Origin of the sequence: Paenibacillus sp. LBL (assembly GCF_029893715.1) — a bacterium.
GTDB lineage: Bacteria > Bacillota > Bacilli > Paenibacillales > Paenibacillaceae > Paenibacillus_AQ > Paenibacillus_AQ glucanolyticus.
Genome location: NZ_JARXYU010000002.1, coordinates 270034 through 293029, shown reverse-complemented (window position 1 = coordinate 293029; position 22996 = coordinate 270034). Strand labels below are relative to the sequence as shown.

General features: G+C 49.1%; 23 protein-coding genes and 1 riboswitch. Of the genes, 8 read left to right on the top strand and 15 right to left on the bottom strand.

Annotated features, from left to right (window positions below; translation table 11 throughout):
• Positions 1-389 precede the first annotated feature (389 nt).
• The 3 genes from M2277_RS06425 to M2277_RS06415 all read right to left on the bottom strand — a co-directional run bounded on the left by M2277_RS06425 (position 390) and on the right by M2277_RS06415 (position 3698).
• Positions 390-1184 carry a carbohydrate ABC transporter permease gene (locus tag M2277_RS06425; protein WP_063480502.1) on the bottom strand — a complete coding sequence of 265 codons (795 nt, stop codon included), beginning with the start codon at positions 1182-1184 and terminating at the stop codon, positions 390-392.
• Between the two features lie 124 nt (positions 1185-1308).
• A complete protein-coding gene (locus M2277_RS06420) occupies positions 1309-2199 on the bottom strand; it encodes a carbohydrate ABC transporter permease (RefSeq protein ID WP_280754403.1) in 891 nt (296 codons plus the stop codon).
• A 140-nt stretch (positions 2200-2339) separates the two neighbouring features.
• Positions 2340-3698 carry an ABC transporter substrate-binding protein gene (locus M2277_RS06415; RefSeq protein ID WP_006210924.1) on the bottom strand — a complete coding sequence of 453 codons (1359 nt, stop codon included), beginning with the start codon at positions 3696-3698 and terminating at the stop codon, positions 2340-2342.
• Between the two features lie 157 nt (positions 3699-3855).
• Positions 3856-3918: riboswitch (Fluoride riboswitch) on the top strand.
• Between the two features lie 72 nt (positions 3919-3990).
• Between M2277_RS06415 and M2277_RS06410 the strand changes: the two genes are divergently transcribed.
• Positions 3991-5322, top strand: a complete 1332-nt coding sequence (locus M2277_RS06410) for a voltage-gated chloride channel family protein (protein ID WP_280754402.1) — start codon at positions 3991-3993, stop codon at positions 5320-5322.
• A 30-nt stretch (positions 5323-5352) separates the two neighbouring features.
• Here the strand turns inward: M2277_RS06410 and M2277_RS06405 are convergent, their stop codons facing one another.
• The 3 genes from M2277_RS06405 to M2277_RS06395 are packed head-to-tail and all read right to left on the bottom strand — an operon-like array spanning position 5353 to position 7291.
• A complete protein-coding gene (locus M2277_RS06405; RefSeq protein WP_148247078.1) occupies positions 5353-6036 on the bottom strand; it encodes a hypothetical protein in 684 nt (227 codons plus the stop codon).
• Entirely contained in the window at positions 6036-6923 is an 888-nt protein-coding gene (locus tag M2277_RS06400; RefSeq protein WP_063479860.1) for an ABC transporter ATP-binding protein, read from the bottom strand. Before M2277_RS06400 ends, M2277_RS06405 begins: the two co-directional genes overlap by 1 nt.
• Entirely contained in the window at positions 6923-7291 is a 369-nt protein-coding gene (locus M2277_RS06395; RefSeq protein WP_063479861.1) for a GntR family transcriptional regulator, read from the bottom strand. Before M2277_RS06395 ends, M2277_RS06400 begins: the two co-directional genes overlap by 1 nt.
• Positions 7292-7530: 239 nt before the next feature.
• Between M2277_RS06395 and M2277_RS06390 the strand changes: the two genes are divergently transcribed.
• The 3 genes from M2277_RS06390 to M2277_RS06380 all read left to right on the top strand — a co-directional run bounded on the left by M2277_RS06390 (position 7531) and on the right by M2277_RS06380 (position 11370).
• A complete protein-coding gene (locus tag M2277_RS06390) occupies positions 7531-8664 on the top strand; it encodes a phosphodiester glycosidase family protein (protein WP_280754401.1) in 1134 nt (377 codons plus the stop codon).
• Positions 8665-8975: 311 nt separating this feature from the next.
• The gene (locus M2277_RS06385) at positions 8976-10949 is read left to right on the top strand and encodes a restriction endonuclease fold toxin (protein ID WP_280754400.1); all 1974 of its coding nucleotides are present in this window, start codon (positions 8976-8978) and stop codon (positions 10947-10949) included.
• A 19-nt stretch (positions 10950-10968) separates the two neighbouring features.
• The gene (locus M2277_RS06380; RefSeq protein ID WP_076150587.1) at positions 10969-11370 is read left to right on the top strand and encodes an immunity 7 family protein; all 402 of its coding nucleotides are present in this window, start codon (positions 10969-10971) and stop codon (positions 11368-11370) included.
• A gap of 97 nt (positions 11371-11467) precedes the next feature.
• Here M2277_RS06380 and M2277_RS06375 read toward each other — a convergent pair whose 3' ends face one another.
• From M2277_RS06375 to pxpB, 4 genes are all read right to left on the bottom strand, one after another.
• Complete coding sequence (locus M2277_RS06375; protein WP_148247075.1) at positions 11468-12118, bottom strand: pyroglutamyl-peptidase I; 651 nt, start codon at positions 12116-12118, stop codon at positions 11468-11470.
• A 71-nt stretch (positions 12119-12189) separates the two neighbouring features.
• Positions 12190-12945, bottom strand: a complete 756-nt coding sequence (locus M2277_RS06370; protein ID WP_280754399.1) for a LamB/YcsF family protein — start codon at positions 12943-12945, stop codon at positions 12190-12192.
• Positions 12881-13948, bottom strand: a complete 1068-nt coding sequence (locus M2277_RS06365) for a 5-oxoprolinase subunit C family protein (RefSeq protein WP_280754398.1) — start codon at positions 13946-13948, stop codon at positions 12881-12883. The genes M2277_RS06370 and M2277_RS06365 overlap by 65 nt, the downstream gene beginning before the upstream one ends.
• Positions 13939-14664: a 5-oxoprolinase subunit PxpB gene (pxpB, locus tag M2277_RS06360; protein ID WP_006210935.1), complete on the bottom strand. Its 726-nt coding sequence runs from the start codon at positions 14662-14664 to the stop codon at positions 13939-13941. The genes M2277_RS06365 and pxpB overlap by 10 nt, the downstream gene beginning before the upstream one ends.
• Before the next feature lie 233 nt (positions 14665-14897).
• Between pxpB and M2277_RS06355 the strand changes: the two genes are divergently transcribed.
• Positions 14898-15074, top strand: a complete 177-nt coding sequence (locus tag M2277_RS06355; RefSeq protein WP_006210936.1) for a hypothetical protein — start codon at positions 14898-14900, stop codon at positions 15072-15074.
• A gap of 74 nt (positions 15075-15148) precedes the next feature.
• On the opposite strand, the gene M2277_RS06350 is transcribed toward M2277_RS06355, so the two are convergent.
• From M2277_RS06350 to M2277_RS06335, 4 genes are all read right to left on the bottom strand, one after another.
• Entirely contained in the window at positions 15149-15748 is a 600-nt protein-coding gene (locus M2277_RS06350) for an HAD family hydrolase (RefSeq protein ID WP_063479868.1), read from the bottom strand.
• Between the two features lie 75 nt (positions 15749-15823).
• On the bottom strand, positions 15824-16555 hold the full coding sequence (locus tag M2277_RS06345; protein WP_006210939.1) for a metallophosphoesterase family protein: 732 nt from the start codon (positions 16553-16555) through the stop codon (positions 15824-15826).
• A 31-nt stretch (positions 16556-16586) separates the two neighbouring features.
• The gene (yqeK, locus tag M2277_RS06340) at positions 16587-17207 is read right to left on the bottom strand and encodes a bis(5'-nucleosyl)-tetraphosphatase (symmetrical) YqeK (RefSeq protein ID WP_280754397.1); all 621 of its coding nucleotides are present in this window, start codon (positions 17205-17207) and stop codon (positions 16587-16589) included.
• A gap of 277 nt (positions 17208-17484) precedes the next feature.
• Entirely contained in the window at positions 17485-17907 is a 423-nt protein-coding gene (locus M2277_RS06335) for a CBS domain-containing protein (protein ID WP_006210941.1), read from the bottom strand.
• 202 nt (positions 17908-18109) lie between these two features.
• Here M2277_RS06335 and M2277_RS06330 point away from each other — a divergent pair, with 202 nt between their 5' ends.
• The 3 genes from M2277_RS06330 (at position 18110) to M2277_RS06320 (ending at position 21249) form a co-directional block, all read left to right on the top strand.
• A complete protein-coding gene (locus M2277_RS06330; RefSeq protein WP_280754396.1) occupies positions 18110-19366 on the top strand; it encodes an extracellular solute-binding protein in 1257 nt (418 codons plus the stop codon).
• Between the two features lie 84 nt (positions 19367-19450).
• The gene (locus M2277_RS06325; protein ID WP_280754395.1) at positions 19451-20410 is read left to right on the top strand and encodes a carbohydrate ABC transporter permease; all 960 of its coding nucleotides are present in this window, start codon (positions 19451-19453) and stop codon (positions 20408-20410) included.
• Between the two features lie 17 nt (positions 20411-20427).
• Complete coding sequence (locus M2277_RS06320) at positions 20428-21249, top strand: carbohydrate ABC transporter permease (RefSeq protein ID WP_280754394.1); 822 nt, start codon at positions 20428-20430, stop codon at positions 21247-21249.
• A 78-nt stretch (positions 21250-21327) separates the two neighbouring features.
• Here M2277_RS06320 and M2277_RS06315 read toward each other — a convergent pair whose 3' ends face one another.
• Entirely contained in the window at positions 21328-22908 is a 1581-nt protein-coding gene (locus M2277_RS06315) for an MDR family MFS transporter (protein ID WP_280754393.1), read from the bottom strand.
• Positions 22909-22996 lie beyond the last annotated feature (88 nt).

The following is a 22996-nucleotide window of genomic DNA, read 5'->3' as shown; positions in this document are numbered from 1 at the left end:
TGTAACTATAAAATAGAGCCTGTTCTTTCGTCCATGGACATCTTGAATTTCTCACCTGAAAAAAGTCCATGCCCAAGTCAAGCATTTTCTTCCAAAAAAAGCCCGCTTTCCGGATCATCGGAAAGCGGGCTTTTAAATGAGTTTCAGCGCGATTTGCGCCGAGTTATGCAATTTACATCCAATCTTGTAAGTACTCCAGCAGAATCGTTCTGGAGAAGCGCAGCGGTCGCCTTTGCCATCGGATTTCACCCCTATTCATATCCATTCATAGAAATCCGGGGACAACAGCGATCGGAAGAACGATCTGCATGCGCAGCGACGCCGCCTTTATTCAATAACTCCCTTGCTGCTTAAAAGCATACGCTCAAAACATGAACCCTGATTGTTCCTCACTTTATTCCCGCATGCATAAAACTATTGATGAACCGCCGCTGGAAAATCATGAACAAAACAAGCAGCGGAGCAATAACCAGCAAGGTCGCCGCGCTGACATCAGCCCATTGGGCGCCCGTCTCGAAGGATTGAGCGAAGATGGCAAGACCAACCGTGAGCGGACGGTTCTCCACTGAGTTCGTAATGATCAGCGGCCACAAGAAATTGTTCCATTGATGACTGATGGATACAACGGCAAACGAGACGTAAACCGGAATCGACAAGGGTACATAAATGCGCGCTAGCAGACCAATCTTGGAGCAGCCCTCCATCACTGCCGCCTCTTCCAGTTCAGCTGGAAGCTGCTTAAACATTTGACGAAGCAGAAAGACGCCAAATGCCGAGACAAAGAAAGGAGCCATGATACCAAGCTTGGTGTCGAGCAAATTCAATTCCTTGATCACATGATAATTGGGGAAAATCAATACATCGGCTGGAATCATAAGCTGGACAAGAAACAGGACAAAGATGATGTCCCTGCCCCAGAAATTCAACCGGGCAAAAGCAAACGAAGCCAAGGTGACCGTCACGAGCTGTACAGCCAGCACACCTCCAGCAATCAACAGCGTATTGAGATAATATTGGGCAAACGGCGCGGCCTGCCACACATGAGCAAAATTCTCCAGCGTAAAATTCCAGCTCCAGCCGTTTAAAGTTTCGCTTTTGGGCATAAAGGCCGCCCAAACCATCCATAACAATGGAATGACCCACAGCGCGGCCAGCAGATACATAACGCCATAACCGATCAGCATCGCTGGACTTTCCCGGCGCAGCCTTCCGGCGAAACGGAACCCTTGTCGAGACGAAACGGAGGACTCAGCCGCTCCCACGGTGATAGGCAAACTTTGATCTTTCATCGATGTTCCTCCATTTCTTTTAACGATAATGAATCCGCTTATCCAAGCCAAAGAACTGTGCGCAGGAGAGGATCAGCAGAATGCCTATCATAACGGCGGTCAGCGCGCCGGCCATCCCTTGATCGTAGAAAGAAAATGCCGTCTCGAAAATATAAAACAACAGCAGGCTGCTAGAGTTGTCGGGCCCGCCCTTGGTCATTATCCACAGATGATCTACCAGCTTGAAGGAATTCGTCAGCGCTATGATCATCACGAACAGTGTCGTGGGCATCAGGAGCGGAAAGGTAATCCGCCGGAAAACAACAAAGCGACTGACACCGTCAACATTCGCCGATTCATACAGATCCTTCGGAATGTTTTGCAGGCCGGCCAGATAAAAGATCATGAAGTACCCTGCTTCCTTCCAAATCATCATGAAGGCCAGCGCACCCATCACCGTATCCGGATTTCCGAGTAAATTCATGCCCTCGGCATTGAACCAGACCGTAATCCGGCTTAGCAGCCCATATTGCGGTGTGTAAATAAACAACCATACGTTCGCCGCCGCTATCATCGGTATCAGGTTCGGGTAGAAAAAAGATACCCGCACCCACGACTTGGCGTGGATAGCCTTATCCGCAAATATAGCCATGACCATCCCAAGCAGTATGGAGGCAGGCACCGTTGCCAAGGCAAACCACAGGTTGTTGCCAATCACCTGCCGGAATACGGAATCGTCCAGCATGCGGGAATAATTATCCCATCCGGTAAACGTCGGAATCGGTGTGGCCAGATCCGATTGATAGAAGCTGATCTTCCCCGTCTTCCACATGGGATAAAGCGTAAAAAGCGCGAGAAACACCAGAGACGGCAAGAGCAGCAGCCAAGCAAAGCCATTCTCCTTTAAAGTAGAACGTACAGATGAAGACATCCTAATCTCTCCCTACTTATCGTTAAGGCTATTAGTCAGCGATCACTTTAACTTTCGCTTCACTTATCACCCGCGTAACATGTGAAAAGCAGACCGCCCGATAAGCGACCTGCCCCTTTCATATGGAATGAACATGAAGGTTACTTATTGAATGGCTCCAATGCTTTGTTTGCTTCTTCCTGCGCTTTTTTCAGTGCACCTGCCGGATCGATCGTACCCGTTAACGCAGCCTGAACCTGATCAGACAGAGCCTTGGACACGCGTCCATTGTTATGTGTAGACAATTCGGCATGCGCATGCTCAAGCTGATCCCGGGCAACAACAGCGAGTGGGAAATCCTGCGTATACTGCTTCATTACATCGGTTTCATAGGCAGACTTTCTTACCGCTACATACCCTGTATCAATGCTCCATTGCGCAGCGCGCTCGGGCTCTGTCATGAACTTGATGAATTTCCATGCGGCTTCCTGTTTCTTCGGTTCAATATCTTTGAATACATAGAAATTGCCGCCGCCTGTCGGGCTTCCGTACTGCTTGTTCATCGGCAGGAAAGCTACCCCGAAATCAAATGCAGCCGAATTCTTGATATTGGTCAGGTTTCCGGTCGTATGTATGATCATCGCTGTCTTCTCGGCCAAAAAGTCCGAGGGTACCGTTGCCCAATCCAGTATGCCTTCCGGCATGACTTTGTGTTTTTTCGTCAGGTCTACCCAGTACTGCAAGGCTTCCACATTCTCAGGCGTATCGAAGAATACCTTCTTGCCATCCGGTGACATCAAATTTCCGCCGTCCGGACTGTTCTGCAGAGACAACAGCTGGAACATCCAATAAGCAAAACCGCTGCCCGGAATCTCGATCCCGGATTGACCGTTCTGGTTCAACTGCTTCGCGGCACTAACCAGCTCATCCCAGTTCGCAGGAGGCTTCTCCGGATCCAGCCCCGCCTTCTTGAAGGCGTCCTTGTTGTAGTACAGCACAATGGTGCTGCGCTGGAACGGAATGCTGTAGGTTTTGCCTTCGCTCTGCGCATTGGACATGAAGGCAGGATAGAAATCTTCAATATAAGACGGATCTTCTTTGGCAATAAAATCATCCAGCGGAATAACGGCATTGCTGTCAATCATGCTGTATAGCTCCGTTGTCAGCAGAACGGCCACATCCGGCGGCTGTTTAGCCTGCACACCAGCCTGCACTTTGGTGGTGGTATCCGCGTAACTCCCGGTATAAATCGGCTTCACCTTGATATCCGGGTTCTCTTTTGTGAACTCCTCCGTCATTTTCTCAATAACGGACGTTAACGGACCGCCCACAGCAATCGGGTAATAAAATGAAAGCTCCGTCTGCTCACCCTCGGAAGCCACCTGTTCGGTGTTAGCCCCCGACTCCAGTTTCGGCTGCTGTGTATCCCCTTGTCCTGTCTTTGACCCCGATGTTCCGCAACCAGCCACGAACAGTACGCACATGCATAGTACCAACATTAATTTCGCTCTGAATTTCATTCCCCTTCATCCTCCATCTATGGGCTTGTCTGTCACCTTCTACAAATTACCATAGGAAAATACAGGGAATTACACGATCTATGTAAATCGATTGTTAAATTTATTGCAGGGAATGTGCTATTGACGGCAAACCTGTATTCCATTACAATAAATGCTAATTAAATGAGGCGATGGAGTTCGCCATAACCGCTTGCAAAAAGCTAATGACTCCTACCAGTGGTCGCTTCCCTGGTAGGAGTCTGTTTGTGTATTGAGGGGTTAGCGGCGAATATTAAGAAACGGGTGAACGGGAATGACTAAGAAATGGATCGAATTAAATCAAAAGTGGCCCTTAGCATCGCTGTTCGGGTATGTAATCAAATGGATCGTACTGGGTAGTATTGTGGGATTCATGACGGGCAGCGCTTCTGCCTTCTTCCTCTACAGTCTGGATTATGTAACCCAGCTGCGTATGGAAAGTCCTTGGCTGTTATACTTCCTTCCTCTGGGGGGCGCAGCTGTCAGTTTCCTCTATTATAAGTTTGGCAAGAGTTGCTCCAAGGGAAATAATCTCATCATTGAACAAATTCATGGTAGTGGCGGTACGGAATCCGTTCCCTTACGAATGGCGCCATTGGTCTTAATCGGGACACTGATCACACACCTGTTTGGAGGATCTGCGGGACGGGAAGGGACAGCCGTGCAGATGGGGGGGAGTTTGTCCGAGTGGTTGGGGAAGCTGCTTCACGTGAATCGGTTGGATCGAAAAATACTGCTTATTTGCGGGATAAGCGGCGGTTTTGGATCGATTTTCGGCACGCCGCTGGCGGGGACGCTGTTCGGACTTGAAGTCCTTGCGATCGGACTCATCTCGCATCAGGCGCTATGGCCTGCATTCGCGGCCAGCTTGATCGGGAATATAACCGTCACATCCCTATGGGGGGTGAGCCACCTGCACTATCCGATCGGCGAGATTCCCGTTCTGAGCTTCGTGGTGGTCCTTAAAGTCATCGTGGTGTCCATACTCTTTGGACTGACAAGCCGGTTCTTCAGTGAACTTACCCATGCGCTGAAGCGGTGGTACAGTTATGGGTTCAACAATCCGATGGTCAGAAGCGCAGTCGGCGGCGTGATCATCATTGGGCTGGTCTTTTTACTCGGAACACGGGATTACTTGGGGCTGGGCATCCCGCTCATCGAGGAATCATTCGCCGGGGAAGTTTCACCGTTCGCTTTTCTCGGCAAACTGATTTTTACCTCGCTGACGTTAGGCGCAGGCTTTCAAGGCGGCGAAGTAACTCCGCTGTTTGCCATCGGGGCAACACTGGGCAACGCGTTATCGGGATGGATCGGATTGCATGCCCCTTTTCTCGCCGCATTAGGTTTTATCGCTGTTTTTTGCGGTGCCACAAACACTCCGCTTGCATGCTTCATTATGGGAATCGAACTGTTCGGTGGCGAGGGCGCGGTGTATATGTTTATGGCCTCCGTCATCAGCTATCTGTTCTCGGGTCACTCCGGCATATACACATCGCAGCAGATCGGCACATCCAAGCACCCGCTGCTCTCATTTCCGCAGGGAACAACGCTTGCGGAGGCCAAAACTTTATACAAACAGAAGAACAGACGAAAAGACGTCCGATGATTAGTCGGACGTCTTATAATTTGATCGGAATTACACAGTAGATTTGCGCAGACACTGACGGGAACACAGCGCAATGATCAGAACGACCGGAATGAACCACAGTGACAAACCGAGTGCAGTATGCCCGGCAAACCATTTAATGATCGGCCCCCACCACTCGTATCGGGTAGCGACCAAACTCATCCCCGAGAGAAATATCATAACGGCCGCAAGCATAACAAAAGTTCTAATTCCCCTGAATCTTAGGAAGAAGGCTCCGATTCCATAACCGAGCATCGAAAACGTAATAACCAGTACCAAATTCACAACGAACTGGGCCAGCCAGGATCCGTCATTCAAGTAAGGCAGATGAAAGAAATGCACCGTATTTCCCCAGGATCCCGTCCATACTTCCAGATACGAGAGAAGAACAAGCAACGCAGATGTAATGATACTGATAAATAGGATAAATAAGAAGGAGCCTGAGAAAAAGTCCGTTCTGCGTATGCTAAAGCCCATGGCGAAAGAGAACAGCTGTATCGTTGTGGTTAAAGCGGTGACAAACATGAACACAAAGATCGTCGCAAGCCCCCCTGTATAAAAGGCATCGCCTCCCACCAATACACTGACAAGTATATTTACCAGAAAACTGAATCCCATAATGGCCCAAGGCAGGTAAAACCATGTGAGCTTCTGTCTTAGCTGCATTTTAAAGACACTGTTCATTCCATTCATCAGCGGCTCGCCACCTTTCCGTTCTTCGTTAAATGAACAATTAATTGCTGCAGCGAGACTGGCGCCGTTTCCAATCCGGCTTGCTCTGCTGCCTGTTTCACTTCGGTTTCCGTTCTCCCCATAACCGTGGCTGACAGCGTCGATCCCAAGGATTCCAAATGGATAACATCCCTGCCCTTAATGAAGGATTCCACTGCAGATTGATGTCCGATGACGTTATGCGTGCGTCCGCGCAGTTCATCCGTATCCGTGTCGAGCAGTATTTTTCCGCTGTCGATGACAATGATATGTTCAAGCAAGCGGCTGACCTCGTCAATAAGATGAGTCGACAAAATAATCGTTCGAGGATTCTCAGTGTAATCCTCTATCAGATGATCGTAGAACAGCTCTCTTGCCACCGCGTCCAGACCGAGATAAGGCTCGTCGAAGATGGTGATCGGCGCGCGGCTGGCAAGCCCGACTATGATGCCTACAGAAGACAGCATCCCTCTGGATAACCTCTTGATGAGGCGTTTCATGGGCAGGCGGAATACCTCGATCAAGGCTTTGGCATATTCCGCATCCCAATTCGGATATACACTTGCTGCGGTAACCATAACGTCCTTAACCGTAAACAGATCCGGATATTTCTGTCCTTCCTTAATGAAGCAAATCTGCTGGATCACTTTTTTATTTTCATAGGGGTGTTCCCCAAATACACGAACCTCGCCGCTGGTCGAAAATAGCTGTGCCGTAATCATCTGCATGATAGTGGTTTTACCTGCACCGTTTCTTCCCAGCAATCCGTAAATCTTGTTCTCTTCGATTCGGAAGCTAACATGGTCGACAGCTGTAGTATCCTTATATTCCTTCGTCAAATTCCTGACTTCGATCACCGTTTGGCTCATCAGTCATTCTCCCCTCTGCGGATCATCTCCGATAATTGATCTTTGCTAATGCCCAGCTTTGCCGCTTCCTTAACCATGGCAACAACATACTGCTCATAAAACTCTGTCTTGCGTTTCTCCATCAGCCGTTCACGAGCTCCCGAAGCTACAAACATGCCAATCCCCCGTTTCTTGTACAGAATTCCTTGATCCACCAGCAGATTGACGCCCTTGGCAGCTGTAGCCGGATTGATCTGGTAAAAGGCTGCAAACTGATTCGTTGATGGAACCTGTGTCTCTTCAGGCAGTCGTGCTTCTATGATGTCGTCTTCTATTTTGTCTGCGATTTGCATGAATATCGGTCTGCTGTCATCAATCTGAAATGCCATTCCCTCACCACTTTCGTTTATGACCTAGGTTGCATCATTAGTTAGTTACTCATGTAATTAACCATATAAGAGAAGAAGCATTCTGTCAATGGGCGAATGGGGATCATTTACAAAAATCAAGAAAAAATTGGACTTTTGTCCTAAATAAATAGTCCCTGTCGTCCGATATAGTATAGGCACAAATTTTGTGTCACCTGAACCAACTACAGACAAAGAGAAAAAGGAGTTTGAGGGGAAACATGAAGAGAATAATTGCAATCGTAGTGCTTGCTATGCTTACAGTAATGACGCCGCTGTATGCCGCATCCACTCCAAAAAACTTGGCCTATGTGGACAAGAACAGCCAGTCGTATGTTCCGGTCGGGGTACTCAAGACCTATGAAGACATACAGGTGACGTATACAGCTGCGGAAAAGAAACTCAACATCAGTCGTGGTGATAAAGCTCTGACACTATACCTGGGCAGCCGAAATGCCTATGTAAACGGCAAAAAAGTTCAAATGAAGGCAGCACCGTTCTCTGAGAACGGGTCCACCTATGTGCCGCTGCAATTCGTCAGCCAACATCTGGGCCTGGATCTATCGTGGAGCAACAACCGATCGACTCTTAAAATTACGGATGGAAACATGGTAAACACCCTGCCTGTTCTATCAGGAAATCTCATATCCAGCCAGTCCAAGCCCGTTACCACGGCTAGAAAAAGCTTCAAGGTTGGTTCAAGATCCTTTAGCGCGCAGGTTGTTACGGTTTCGCTTCTCCATCCGAAGGTAGAACTGGACGTCGTTCTTGCAAGCAATAAGGCAGGTAAAGTCGAGGATCTGCGCAGTATAGCCAAACGAAGCCATGCCGTGGCGGCCATTAACGGGACGTTCTTCGATGCCTATACTTCAGGTGCCTACAAGGCGCCGTATGGCTATCTTGTCAGCAACGGCAATATTTTTCACAAGGCCTCGGGAGATAATCGGACCATCTTCACATATGACAGCAACAATCTGGCCTCGATGATTCCCGGGCTTGATTTCAAATCCGTATACGATACCGGACATATGGACGGCGCACTTCAAGCTGGCCCGCGTCTATTGACGGATGGCAAGGTGACCCTCGACGTGAAGAAGGAAGGATTCAAAGATCCGAAGATTCTTACGGGCGGCGGTGCGCGAAGTGCACTTGGTATCACGAAGGATCACAAGCTGATTTTGCTTACGACAGGCGGAGCAACCATTCCTCAACTCGCTGAAATCATGAAGCAGGCAGGTGCATACCAAGCGATGAATTTGGATGGTGGCGCCTCAAGCGGCTTGTACTACAACGGCTCTTACTTGACAACCCCGGGCCGTCAGATCAGTAATGCCATTGTCGTGAAATATAAATAATGGGTTGGGACTTCTCTCCTCTGGTTATTCGGATTACTTCTTCCGGGTACCTGGGGGAGTTTTCTTTTTATTCAGCAATACCTCCGCTTCGAGGTGCATATGCTGGTCAAAGAAATGTTTCACTATGAAGACCAGATGTGTAAATATATAGAAAAATGTTTATCGTGTGAGTACCGGAATTCAATGGTTGAAGGATTATACTGCGGGGGGTGAATTCCATTACAGCTTCTATAGCGACTATCCGGACGAGAATTAGGGATATGGTCGAGGGTGTTATGGGTGCGTGGCGGGAATGGATAAGAAAATACCCTATGATAGCAAAGGTATATCACTTATTTACCTGGCTTTCCCTGCTAGTGCTCGTTATAAGCCTGATTCTGATCGAAGAGTCTCGTACCATGCTTGTCCAATATTTGTGGTCATTCTATGTGCTGGTGCAGTTTTGGCTGTTATGCCGGAGTAAAACGTTGGCCTGGAAACAGGTCAGCTTGTTTGTTCTTTCAGGTGTTCTTCTGGTCATTCCTTTGACCAATTGGACCATGCAGGGTCTTCATTTGATTTTTGGAGGACGGACAACCGACACATGGTCCTTCGCCATAATGACACCTGTCATTGAAGAAGTTTACAAGCTGCTGCCGCTGGCATTGTTCCTGTTCTTCTCAAGAAGAGCCACCTCCCTTAGCCTGAGTGATTACGTACTTTTGGGCGCTGCCCCGGGTATTGGGTTTCAATTCATGGAGGAGTTATCAAGACGCCTGGTCCAGAACAATTATGGCGTCACTTGGCTCGGTGGAAAAACACTTCATTGGGAGTTCTTCGATCTATTCCCCGGATACTTCGAGGAAAGCTTTCTTCCTACCATGATGAATGTTACTCATCCTGTACAAAGTGCCATGACTGCGCTTGGCATCGGAATCGCTATCCGGTACTCCAAACAACTGACGCGCTGGGTCTATGTTTTTCCTGTGCTGCTGCTGCTCTGGACAATCCTGAATCATGCAGCCTGGAACGGTCAAAATCGGCTGCCTGACTGGCTTCTTGCCATTCATGATTGGACCGGGGAGGGTTACCGAACCGAGGGCTTCTTCCTGCTCCTGCTGGCAGCGGGATTGTTCATCGACTATTTGGATTTGCACCGAATTCGCGAGCGGCTGCCTGTCCTGAAGGGTGAAACCCTCATCAATCCTTTTACGGAGCTTTGGCAGATGACGACGGCTCTTTTTACAGACCGGAAACGTCTTGGCTATCTGATCGGATTCTATCGTGATCGACGGGAACTCGGATTCTCACTGCTGTATGGTAACGATGAAGCAGCTGGCCAAAGGGATCAGGTTCAGGAAAATGTACGGAGATACGCTGCCGTACTGGGAGCAATCGGACTCATTATTGTTGCTGCGGGGATCTTCTCCAATATGGGCATTCCAGCTCTCGCAAGTGAGTCCTCGTGTTTTGCATGCCTGTTTGACTCGCTTCAGAATTGGTGGGATGGGCTCAGCGGCTGGGAGCAAGCGGCTATTATACTGGGCGCCTTCGCCCTTTCCATGCTGTTTGTCAGCTTCTGGCCGGCCCTTGGCATCGCCATAACCGGTGCAGGCATTGCAGGTGGAGGACATGAAATTGCCGGATACATCCGCGATCCGAAGAAGCTGTTATCCCCTCAAAATGCTGCAGCTGCCGTATTAGCCGTTGTTCTCAGCCGAATACCGTTCGGTAAAGGTTTGTCTTGGTTGTCCAGGAAGCTGGGTCCCCGTGCGAGAAAGTGGCTGGATAACCTCGCCGAGAAAGTCGGGTCGAAGCCGCGCCAAGAACCGGATGCCCCATCTGGAAGAAGTCGTGATCACCCCCCTGACCACGAGCGCCCGCCTGAGAAGAAACCGGAACCAAACAAATCCGATGATGAAAAACCGGACGAAGCCGGCAACACTCCACAAGATGTGCCGCGATATTCCGGTGGGCTGCAGAAGGTTAACAAGCCGGATGCAGCCGCAGATGCGCTTGCCGAGCGACTTGGCGGCGAATCCAGAATGAAATTTGATAGTGATCCGATCGGCCGCGAATTCGATGCCATCAGCGATGAATACATTGCCCAGACAAAGCCCGCGCTGCAGCAGGTCAACAAAAAGGTGCGTGACCAAATGAAGGCCACCTTTGAAGCTGCCGAGCAGACTGGCAGAAAAGTATATTATCATTTTGAAGGAGAGCCTGCCCAATCGGTTATTGACAAATTACATGAATACAGCCAAAGATATGGAATAGAGGTCCACATTGATACCGATCCATTATAACGACAAGGAGTGATCATTCATGTATGAATTTCACGGCTGGGCTACCATCCAGGAGAATCCTGCCGAAATAGATGCTGGGCAGCTGGATGCAATCATTCAGAAAATACAGCTTAAGATTACCGAGTTTGCTTGGGGCAGCGGCCTGCTGTCCTTAAATGCAGCAAACGGTTCATATTACCTTCATGTCGGAGGTTTTACCAACCGCAAGGGCGTCGAAGCAGACGAGGTTGTATCGCTGTACCAATTAATCGGTGAGATCGCTCCCGGATCGTACGGTCTTCTGTATACCCGGGATGATGAGAATACAGAGGGCTTTGATAACGAGTTTCGGGTGTCGGTACTGGCACGCGGCCGATTACAGGAGCAGCGCGATCCCTTCCTCTCCCCATGCATCCCTGTTATCGAGGATGAGCTCGATTAAACTGGACAAAAAATCCCGCAAACCCGACCATGAGAACATTGCATGGTTTGGATTTGCGGGATTTTTCAGCTGAGTCGCTGTTTGTCAGTTTAGCTGATTAGCTGGTTCGTGAAAACTGATTACCGTATGCATCAATCGTCGATTGTACAATAACCCTCAGGGCATCCAGCATGGTTTCATGTGACAACGTCGGCAAACCCGGCTTCTCCACCGCCATCTCCGTTGAAGCCGGAAAATGCACAAACCCGCCAATCGCAGTTAGCTGCTGGATCCGTATCTCGTTCAGAATGGCGTACATTGTGTTATTGCATATATACGTTCCCGCGGTATTGGACACCGAGGCAGGGATCCCCGCTTCCTTCAGCCGGTTGACCATCAATCGAATCGGAAGCGACGAGAACAATCCGTCTGGTCCGTCAGGATCGATGAGCTCGTCCTGCGGCCTCGCTCCCCGATTATCCGAAATCGTGGATTCGGGCGGGATGTCTTTAATGTTAACGGCAATTCGTTCAGGCGTAATGGCGGTCCGGCCACCGGCTACACCGCAGGCGATTACGGCATCAGGTCCGTACGCCCTCATCTCTTGCAGCAGAATTTCTGCACATTCATCGTAATGTACCGGAAGAAGAATCGTTCTGATCTCAGCGCCCTGGAAGGAATCATGCCTGATTTCCTCAACCAGTCTTTCTGTCGGATTGATGGAGCTGCCGCCAAATGGTTCAAAGCCAGAAATTAATATTTTTATCATATCTCATGTCTCCTGTGCTTGATTTATGTATGCTTGCTTGATCATTTTCCCAACAAGTTGATTGAAGTATATCATATGGATTGCACGCTTATACCCTCGGCTTCAAGCCGTGATCGCAAAGTCCTCGCGAACAGGGATGCATGTGCGCCGTCTCCGTGAATGCAGATCGTATCTGCGGAGATCGGGATAACCTTGCCCGACTGGCTTATAACCTCTTTATCTTTGACCATCCGAATCACATGTGAGACTGAAGCTTCCGCATCGGTAATTATGGCTTCCGGCCAATTTCTCGGCGTGAGCGTGCCATCATCCTGATAGGTCCGATCTGCAAATACTTCACTTGCCGTGCGAAGTCCGGCAGCAGCCCCTGCCGCGACCAGCTCGCTGCCTGCCAATCCGTACAGGATAAGAGACGAATCAATCCGGTGGATGGCGGATGCTATCGCATCAGCAAGAGGTCTTGAGGCCGCTGCCATATTATAGAGAGCGCCGTGAGGCTTCACATGCTTCAGTTGACCGCCCTCCTGTATCGTAAAAGCCATCAGCGCTCCAACCTGGTAGGTCACCATATCATAGGCTTCGGCAGGAGAAATCTCCATTCTCCTTCTTCCGAAGCCGACCAGATCAGGCAAGCTTGGATGCGCTCCGATCGCGATACCGCCCGCGATGGCCTGACGCACCGTTGCCCGCATCACGGATGGATCGCCTGCATGAAATCCGCAGGCGATATTAACCGAAGTAATGCTGCCAAGCAGCTCGGAATCATTGCCAATTCGGTAAGCGCCGAAGCTCTCTCCCATATCGCAGTTCAGATCCACTCGAACCAATGTTAGCACGCTCCTTTAATTTAAGCTTAATCATAGCTTCCGTCATCCGAAGCTCACGAATGTAATCCGTATAGAGCCGTTCTGCTTCTGCTAAGGTAATTTCCTTAAAGCGGATCATGCCGCCAGGCGGCAGCTGGGCAATTAACGGAACATCCACAGAAGCAACCTGGGCGATCTTTGGATAGCCTCCAAGCGTTTGGCGATCCGCCATCAGGACAATCGGCTGACCATCCGCAGGCACCTGTACCGAGCCTATGGATACCGGTTCGGATACATACTCCTTCTCTTGACTTAACCGCAGCAGCGGACCGGACAACCGGTAGCCCATGCGGTCCGATTGCGGAGTTATGCGGAAGGAATTCCGGAACAAAGCCAGCTTGCTGCTGCTGTCAAAATCATCATACTGGCGACCTCTCAGCACACGCACTACAGTCTCTTGATCGTTGATTGAATACAAGTCCGCAGAGACGGACCATTTTACAGTGAAAAAGGTGCCTGCCTCATCATGAGGAAACCCTGATGAGACCTGAGGTCGCGTGGGATGGGCATTCAGTACATCCCCCTTCTGCAGCGATCTCCCCTCATAGCCGCCGATTTCGGCTCGCAAATATGTACTGTAGCTGTCCATTATCATTGGAACCTCGAACCCGCCAGAAACGGCCAAATAGGCGCGGCAGCCGGATAATCGCTGTTGAAAGCTCAGGACACTGCCCGCTTTGATGTATACGGGACGCCACATAGGCACCCTCGTATCCTGGATCGCTGGCGACATATCTCCGCCAGTAATTGCAACCCACATATCGCTTTGGAATTCTACCGCAAATCCAGACCATGTAATCTCAAGAACTGCGGCTCCATCCTCATTACCAACGAGTACATTGGCGACCCGATAGGCGAAGCCATCCATGACTCCTCCCGCGCTGATGCCGTATCTTCCATAACCGTATCTTCCGGCATCCTGAAGCGTAACGAGCAATCCCGACTTAATTACCGTCAAACCCATAAGCTCACTTCCCTTATCCGTTCATATTCCTCTGTTTCAATGGGCCTAAACCGGATATATTGTCCAGCCTTCAACAAGCTTGGCGGCTGTGCTCCCGGACGAAACAACGCAAGCGGTGTCCTGCCGATCAGCTGCCATCCACCGGGCGTCTCGATCGGGTATATCCCGGTTTGATTGCCTGCAATGCCCACAGATCCAGGCGGAATTCGCAGCCGGGGTGTCTTTTTGCGCGGCGTTGCGATAGTGTCCGGAATTCCTCCGACATAGGGGAAGCCTGGCGCAAATCCGATTGCATAGATCAGATAATCCTGGCCGGAATGAATCCGGATAACCTCCTCGGGTGTGAGCCGATTCTTATCAGCCACAAGCTCCAGATCCGGACCGTGTTTACCCCCATAGCAAACCGGAATTTCAACAACGTCAGGCACCGCACTTGCCTTCTCTGCTTCGTCAGCCACCATCCTTTGCTCCAGCATCGAGCAGATATACGCATATACGGTATCAAACTCGTCAGGTTTGTTAATTCTATGGAATTCATAGTAAATCGCAACACTGGTAAACGATGGAATGCACTCGACGAATCCCGGGAACGGATTCTCTTCGATACATCTCGCCGCAGCTGTGACCTCCCGATGTATGTTCTCGCTCACCCAGCTTTCGAATTGGATAAGGACTGCCGAATCTCCCAAAGGGAAGAACGAATAGGACCTGCTCATCATGACATTCTCCGTTCCGAATATACTGCCTGATACAGATAAATGAATCGAATGATTACTCCTATGATAGCAGAGAAACGAGCATCCTTTGAACATGAAATAAATAAAATCGCAGCTGGTTATAAAAAAGCACGTAACGCAGCTAAACGCCAGGAAAAGATGCTATTTTCTGTATAAAATTAGGACATTGTTGGCAGAATACAGAAGTCATTCTCGATAAAGGAGGTGCCAAGATGAGCGAAACCAACCATAACGGTAACCAACCAACAAAAGCCGAAGTGCAAACCACGAAATTGAACAAAATGCCGGTTCCAGGTGAATTCGACACCGAGTTTTCTGCTGAAGAAGCTGCAGAAGTGTTTGAACAGCAGCAGCCACACGCTGAGAACAACTCCGAGAACCAACAATAATACATGTCGAAGACCTCACGGGCGATCCAATGGTCGTGTGAGGTCTTTTTTTTATATTCGCCCATCGTTAACGATCAAATGATGTATGTATCCATTTCCTGAAGCTTTTTTTGAACAAGCTTGATCCATTGACCTTCCGGATCTGCCAGAACCGTGCTCCAGGACAACTCCTCAGCAGGCCTCAAATTTTTTGCCTGGTCATCAACATAGATAGTGGATTTGCCTTCATCCAGTTTGGATGCAACGATATGATAGATCGGAAGATCCGGCTTGCAGCATCCCTCATCGCTAGAAATCGTCACGCTGGCAAGATAAGGCCTAATGGGATCAAGCAGCATCTGGAGCCATTCTGACCTGTGATTGCTGAGGAGATGAATATCGGTTTGCACAGACCACTCAGGGACTAGATCAAATGCCGGCATTGTGTGCAGATTATTAAATAATATCGTCTTCAATTCCTTCGGTTCCACAGGACAATACCCAGCTAACCAATTCCAGAAAGCTTCTTCACTCATTTGACCTGTCCATAACGGTTTACGTATCTCGGTTGCAAACAACAACTTCAATTCGCCAAACGTAATTCCATCCTCACGGGTCGTATCATGCCAGAATGCGGGTGAGAAATTGGTGATTAATACCCCTGCGACATCCAGTACCAGCTGCGTCTTCTTCATTTTCCATCCCCTTGGAATCTATTCGTATGGATTTCTATCGTAGACTTCTTCAAACAGTAATCAATTCCCTCTTATTCATAACCGTTTGACTTGATAGCGACCTGTTCGAATCTCAAGAATATAATCTTCAGGAGAGGGCATTCCCGATTGAATGGCATCCTGCACGGCCTGCTCAATATTGTAGGGAACACGTATAAATTGAATGTTCAAGGGTGCCGGGATACCACTCTCATAGCTTCCATCCAGAATAACATACGAGGCTTCCGGCATTTCAAGGGGATTGCCTACGCTGCCGGTATTAAACAGCGTTCTGCCTTCCAGATGCTGGTGGAACGCATTGTGGATATCCCCGTAACCGGCGACATCTGCTATTCTAGCGCTCCCACATAACGCGGAGCTGTGAAACAAGGTGGCCCGCTTCTCCTGTTCGTGCCATGGCTGTATCCGCTCATACACACTGCGGGGAGACGCATGAAATAATCGGATCCATTTGCCGCTCATCATGAACTCGATAGTATAAGGCAGACTGGAAAGATACTGCAGCCTCTCTGTTCCAAGTTTATGCTGCTGCCATTGCAGGGCCGGATCATCGGTTTCCTTGCCAATAAAATCATCCCAGTTGCCCTTGATCACCTGCTGGCAATGGGTTCTTATCATATCAACTGCGGTATCTCCGTCCGGGCCTTTACCAATCAAGTCACCCAAGCAATAGATGGCATCTACTCTACGCTGCTGAATATCCTCCAGAACGGCCTCCAGTGCAGGAATGTTGCCATGAATGTCGGAGATCAATGCAATCTGCGTCATGAACCCGCCTCCAAACTTCATTTATTTCCGATTACTTTAAACGAATAGCATCCCTTAAATCATAATATGCGTCTTGCAGCCACGGATGGACTACCGCAAGCGATTCACGCTGATTCCATAAGTGCTGAATATATTGAAATGCTGCATGATCAAGCGAAATATGTAATTGCTCGGTTATATCCCTTAAGTACGGAGGACTCCCCGTCTGGTCCCATTCAATCTTATCAGCGACAAACAGCACCTTGTCTAGCAGTGAAGCCTCAGCTTTCAAGGTAGTATGACAGCCGACAGCACTCCATATTTCAGGATCGGTCATTCCAAACAGATCCCTGGCCATGTAAGACGAAATTTTCTGATGAATGATCATGGGAAATTGCTGTTCTTCAGGCAATACATCCAGCCCGATCTCGCGGGATACCAGAATGCGGACATGGTTCGGGAAAATGGCGCTGATATCATGCAGATACCCGGCATATTCAGCAGCGACCGGATCTGCGTCATAAAGAACGGCAATTCTGCGGGCTTCATCCCCCACCTTCAGCACATGCTCCGCCGTTCTTGGACAATGATGCTCCTGCAGAAAGCGATACACATCATCTCTCAGGTTTCCGGTCAAATCGTGCACCCGAAGCTCATCGTAGCTGTTGATCATCAAAAACGCTCCTTTTCCATACCCTATCATTTTATAATGAGAATGGTTTGAAGCCATTATACAAGAAAGTCAAAGAAAGGGGGAATATCCATTCCATGCATCGTCTTCCAATCTTCTCGGGGTTACCGCTGCATGTGTAAATTGTTATTCTAAGAATTACAAATCCGCACATTGGAAAGGAGGCCATTATACATTAGAGGGCAGCTCGCTGTATTCGCCACAAAAAAAAGCAGCCCGTGGGCTGCTATATTCCGAGATGACGTTGATTTAACAAGGCTTAATGCGTCTGCTCTGAAATTTGGCTGAGTGCATCGCCTGCTTCATTTACAAAGATATTCACTTTTGCCAAATCGCCAATAGCAACCATACCCACCAATTCCCCTTGGTCCACGATGGGAATCCGGCGGATCTGATGTTCTGCCATAGTTCGGGACAGCTCGTGCACATCCGTATCCGGAGAGGCACTCACAACATTCGTTGTCATACAGTGCTGACACGTCACGGTGTTGATATCCTTGGAATCAGCCACCGATTTAATGACGATATCCCGGTCCGTAATCATCCCCACAACATTCTTTCCTTCACAGACGGGGACAGAACCACAGTTGATGTCTCGCATAATTTGGGCTGCTGTGGATACAGAATCCTGAGGCGTGCATACTTTTACATTCGAGCTCATAATATCTCTTGCCGTTGTCATCTTGTTCTTCACTTCCTACTCCATATTTTTGGTCAATCTTTGATATTGTCTCCACGCGCTATGCAATTATTCCTTTATATGGAATGTTTCAATTTTTAGTCTATTGTTTATTATCTTAATCATATATTTTTACTCACGCGAGCTTGGTAACTGAATAAGATTTAAGCATGACTGATTTCACCACGTTAGGAGGCTGACGATAGTGAACACACGCAGGATGGTTAGCTTAGGGTTACTTATTCTTATCTTGTTAATCAGCGGTTGCGCGGGAACAACTTCAAGCGAAAAAACGAAAACGCTTACACTCTGGTATTGGAACCGAAGCCTGGACGACGAGCTGATCAAATCCGTCGAGCAAAAGTTTCCGGGTATCCGTATCAATGCCCAAAAAATCGGAGGCGATTTCAAATCCAAGCTCAAAACAACGCTGGCTGCCGGTTCCGGAGGACCGGACATCGTTGCTTTTAACGACTGGGTGGCAGAGCTGTTTACCAGCTCGGATCGCTTCTATGATCTGTATGAGCTTGGTGCCAAGGAAATCGAGCCCGATTTCCTCGATTGGAAATGGAAGCTTGGCGTTACCCCGGAAGGTTCCATGATAGCGCTTCCGATCGATACGGGGCCAACTGCCCTCTATTATCGGGCGGATTTGTTCGAGGAAGCCGGTCTGCCGTCCGAACCTGATGACGTGTATGCACAGCTAAACACCTGGGATCAATATTTCGAGGCAGGGCTGAAACTGCAAGAGCATTTTGACAATAAAGTAAAAATGCTCGACAACATCACCAACATCTACACTCAGATTAATGCCCAGTCTGACCATATATATTTTGCCGAGGATGGGTCATTTATCGGTGAGTCACCTGAGTCCTCGATGAAGACGGCTTGGGATACAGCAGTTACAGCATCACAGATGAAACTGAGTGCCAATACCACCACCTCCTCCTCTGAATGGAATGCCGCCATGAACAATGGACGAATCGCTTCCTTTGTCGGTGCGGTATGGATGAAGGAGATTCTAATGCAGGCGGCACCGGATACAAGCGGCAAATGGAAGGTAGCACGCGCACCGGGTGGAGACGGCAACAATGGCGGTTCCTTCCTGGCCATCATGAAGACCAGTAAATATCCGCAAGAGGCGTTTGATGTCATGAAGTATATTCAGAATCCGGAGAATCAGGTTCAATCCTTCAAGAAAATCAATCTCTTTCCTTCCGCCACGGAAGCACTGGACGCCCCTGTGATGAAGGAAACCGAAGAATTTTTCGGAAATCAGGCCACAGGTGAAGTTTTCTCGGAATCTGCGCGCAACGTCAAACCTGCTTACTTCGGCGGGAAATACGCAAATTTAAACGGCATTGTCAATCGAGAGCTTTCTTCCGTTGCACTTGAGGGCAAAAATCCCGATAAAGCATGGAAGGATGCGCTGGCAAGGGTCAAAAAAGAATTGCTGCGCTGAATCTTCGTGCCGGTGTTCAACCCATTGCAACCCTCGATTGCTATGAGTACTTAAATACCAACCGCTACAGGAGGTTACAGTACGATGGATAATCCAATGCTGAATCATACACCCGTGGAACACAAACCTGTTCCGAAGAAATCAAAGTCACAGGACCGGTTATCTGCTCAAATATGGAAACATCGCAAGGAATATCTGGCGATCTCCCCTTTTTACATCTTGTTTGCCATTTTCGGATTGTTCCCGATCGCCTTCTCCATGTTTCTGTCCTTTCAAAAGTGGGATGGCATCGGTGAGATGACCTTTAACGGCCTCAATAACTATCAATTCATGTTAACCGATCCTGAATTCTGGAGAGCTGTGGGCAACACGCTGCTCATCTGGATCTACTCCACGATACCGATGCTATTTATTGCGTTAGTTGTTGCTTTCCTTCTCAATGCATCGTTTGTGCGGTTCCGCACATTTTTCCGGATCGGGTATTTCCTGCCGAACGTCACGTCTCTCGTCGCTGTTGCCATTGTATTCGGCACGGTATTCTCCAACAACTACGGTCTGCTCAACTATATACTGTCTCTGTTCGGCCTGAACTCCGTGGAGTGGCTGAACAAAACATGGGGCATCCAGCTTGCCATTTCGGTGATGGTCATCTGGAGATGGGCGGGGTATAACGCCATTATCTATCTCGCCGGATTGCAGAGTATTCCCACGGTTCTATACGAGGCAGCCAAGATCGACGGAGCTTCAGGCATACAATCCTTTTTCAAAATCACCATTCCGAATTTAAGACCGATCATTCTCTTTACGGTTATTACATCAACGATCGGCGGCATGCAGATTTTTACCGAACCGCAAGTGCTTGTCGGAAATGACGGTGGCGTAAGCGGCGGCGGTTTGACAATCGTTCTGTATTTATACCGTGAAGCCTTCGTCAATAACTATTTCGGATATGGCGCTGCTGTCGGCTGGGGTATGTTCGTGCTCATTGCCCTCTTTTCCATCGTGAACTGGAAAATGGTGCAGGGCAATCCTTCCAATGACTGATAATGGGGGTGAATCGTATGTTCAAATGGAAATCCATTCTGCTGCATCTCGGATTAACCGCCGGACTGCTCTTGTCAATCTTTCCCTTCTACTGGCTGCTTGTTATGGCGACACGCACCACTTCGGATATTTACAGCTTTCCTCCGAAATTATGGTTCGGTCCCCACTTGTTGGATAACGTGTCCAGGGTACTCAGCAGCATCGACTTTTTCGGGGCCTTCTGGAACACCCTGTTCGTAGCTGCTGCGTGCACACTTCTGGTGTTGTTCTTTGATTCCCTGGCTGGTTTTACGTTTGCTAAATTCCAATTTCCGGGCAAAAAATGGCTGTTCGTCCTGCTGCTCGCCACCATGATGGCCCCGGCCCAGCTATCCCTGGTGCCATCGTTTGTTATCATGGCCGAGTTTGGATGGGTGGGCTCTTACAAAGCTTTGATTATTCCGGGAATGGTAAACGCTTTCGGGATCTTCTGGATCAGACAGTATGCGCAGGAGTCGGTTCCATCGGAGCTGCTGGATGCCGGTAAAATCGATGGCTGCGGATTCTTCCGCCTGTACTGGAATATATCGCTGCCTATTCTGCGGCCTGCTCTTTCATTCCTGGCCGCCTTCACGTTTATCGGCGTGTGGAATGATTATCTCTGGCCACTCATCATTCTGAACGATGAGAGTAAATTCACTTTACAGGTTGCACTCTCCTCATTGAACGGAATCTACACCACCGACTACTCGATGGTTATTGCCGGCACCCTTCTCGCCGTCATTCCGCTGATCGTCATGTTCCTGTTTATCAGCAAGCAATTCATTTCAGATATTGCGGCAGGCGCCATTAAGAGCTAATAGCAACAGAGCTGCCTGATCGGTTGAACACCGGCAGGCAGCTCTTATCATATGATGGACTACGGCGAAGCCATCTTGTTATGGAACCAAGACCAGCTTCTCCCGATCCTGGGATTCTTCGACTTCCTCTGCCGAATCAACGACAGCCTCCTTCACCTCCGCGGATTCATCCAGCTTCTTGCGTCCCATAAACGTTGCGGCAAGAAGCGCTAACGCGGCAGGAGCAATAGCCCAGGCGAACGTTGCAGCTATGGAGGATGCCAGTGAGTCCGATATCGGTTTTAACAGCTCCGCCGGAATCAGCGCACGAGTCTCCGGTGCCAACAGCGCGTGGGGATCCTGCAGATTAAATCCCTCAGGAAGGTGACCGTTGTTCGCTCCGCCCGATGTTAAGGAACCCGCAAAAGAGCGGCTCTGTATCAACCCAAACACCGTTATCCCAATCGTCATACCGAGCGACCGCGTGAAATTGAAGGTCGAGGTGGCCATGCCGCGCTGTTTATAAGACAAGCCATGCATCACAGCGGTTCCCAGCACAGAGAACGAGCCCCCGATGCCAAGCCCAATTAGCACCATGTATAAGGTGACGATCAGCCGGCTTGATTCCGCCGTCAGCGTCGAGGCGAGCACCATGCCCCCCGTGAACAGGACCAGTGTTGGAATCATGATGTTTCGATAAGATATTCTGCTCATCAGAAAACCGCTCACCGTAGCTGTTATGACGGAGCCCAGCATCATCGGCAGCAGAACGAGACCCGAGTTGGTTGCGCTTCCCCCAAGTACGCCTTGGATAAAGATCGGTATATATACGGAAGCCACGATAAACGATCCGCCACTGAATAAACCGCATAACACACTGGACGTATAGAGTTTATTCTTAAACAGGCTGAATGATATGATTGGCTCCTTTGCCCTTCTCTCGGCTAGAACAAAAACAACCAGCATAACGGCAGCAGCAGCGAGTAAGGAAATCAAAATCCAGGAATCCCATGCCAATTGCTTGCCGCCAAGCTCCAGTGCAAACATGAAGCAAATAACGCCTGTCAGGAGAGTGGTTGCTCCCATCCAATCAATTGGTTGTTTGGAACGCTCATGCGACTCCTTGTAGAACAGCGTGACCATCATGAAAGCCACGATTCCAATGGGCAAATTGATATAGAACACCCACTGCCAGGTGATGTGATCCGTAATGTATGCCCCTGCCAGCGGGCCAAATATACTCGATAACCCGAACACAGCTCCGAACAAACCTGTAAGCTTGCCGCGCTTCTCAAGCGGAACCGTATCAAACATAATGGCGAATGCAATCGGAATGAGTGCCCCGCCGCCGATTCCTTGCACCGCACGATACAGCGCCAGTTCCGTAATGGAGCTTGCCGTTCCGCACAGCACGGAGCCCAGCATAAATACAATCATCCCGAATACAAAAAACTTTTTGCGCCCATACATATCGGACAGCTTTCCGAAGATCGGCATTCCTGCCAGCTCAGCGACCATATAAGCGGAGGTCACCCATACGAAATGATCGAGTCCGCCGAGCTCTCCCACGATATTTCCCATGTCCGTCGCTACAATCGTATTGTCCATGGAAGCCATCAGGATGGCGAGCAGCAGCCCGGCAAGCACGATGGGCAGTTTGTTAACTTGATTCGTTTTCACGTTTCTCAAACACTCCTTCTCAGTACGTTTCCTTATTTACTAAAGTCAGTGTAATCCAGAATGTATGACAGCTGATTGTCACACTTTT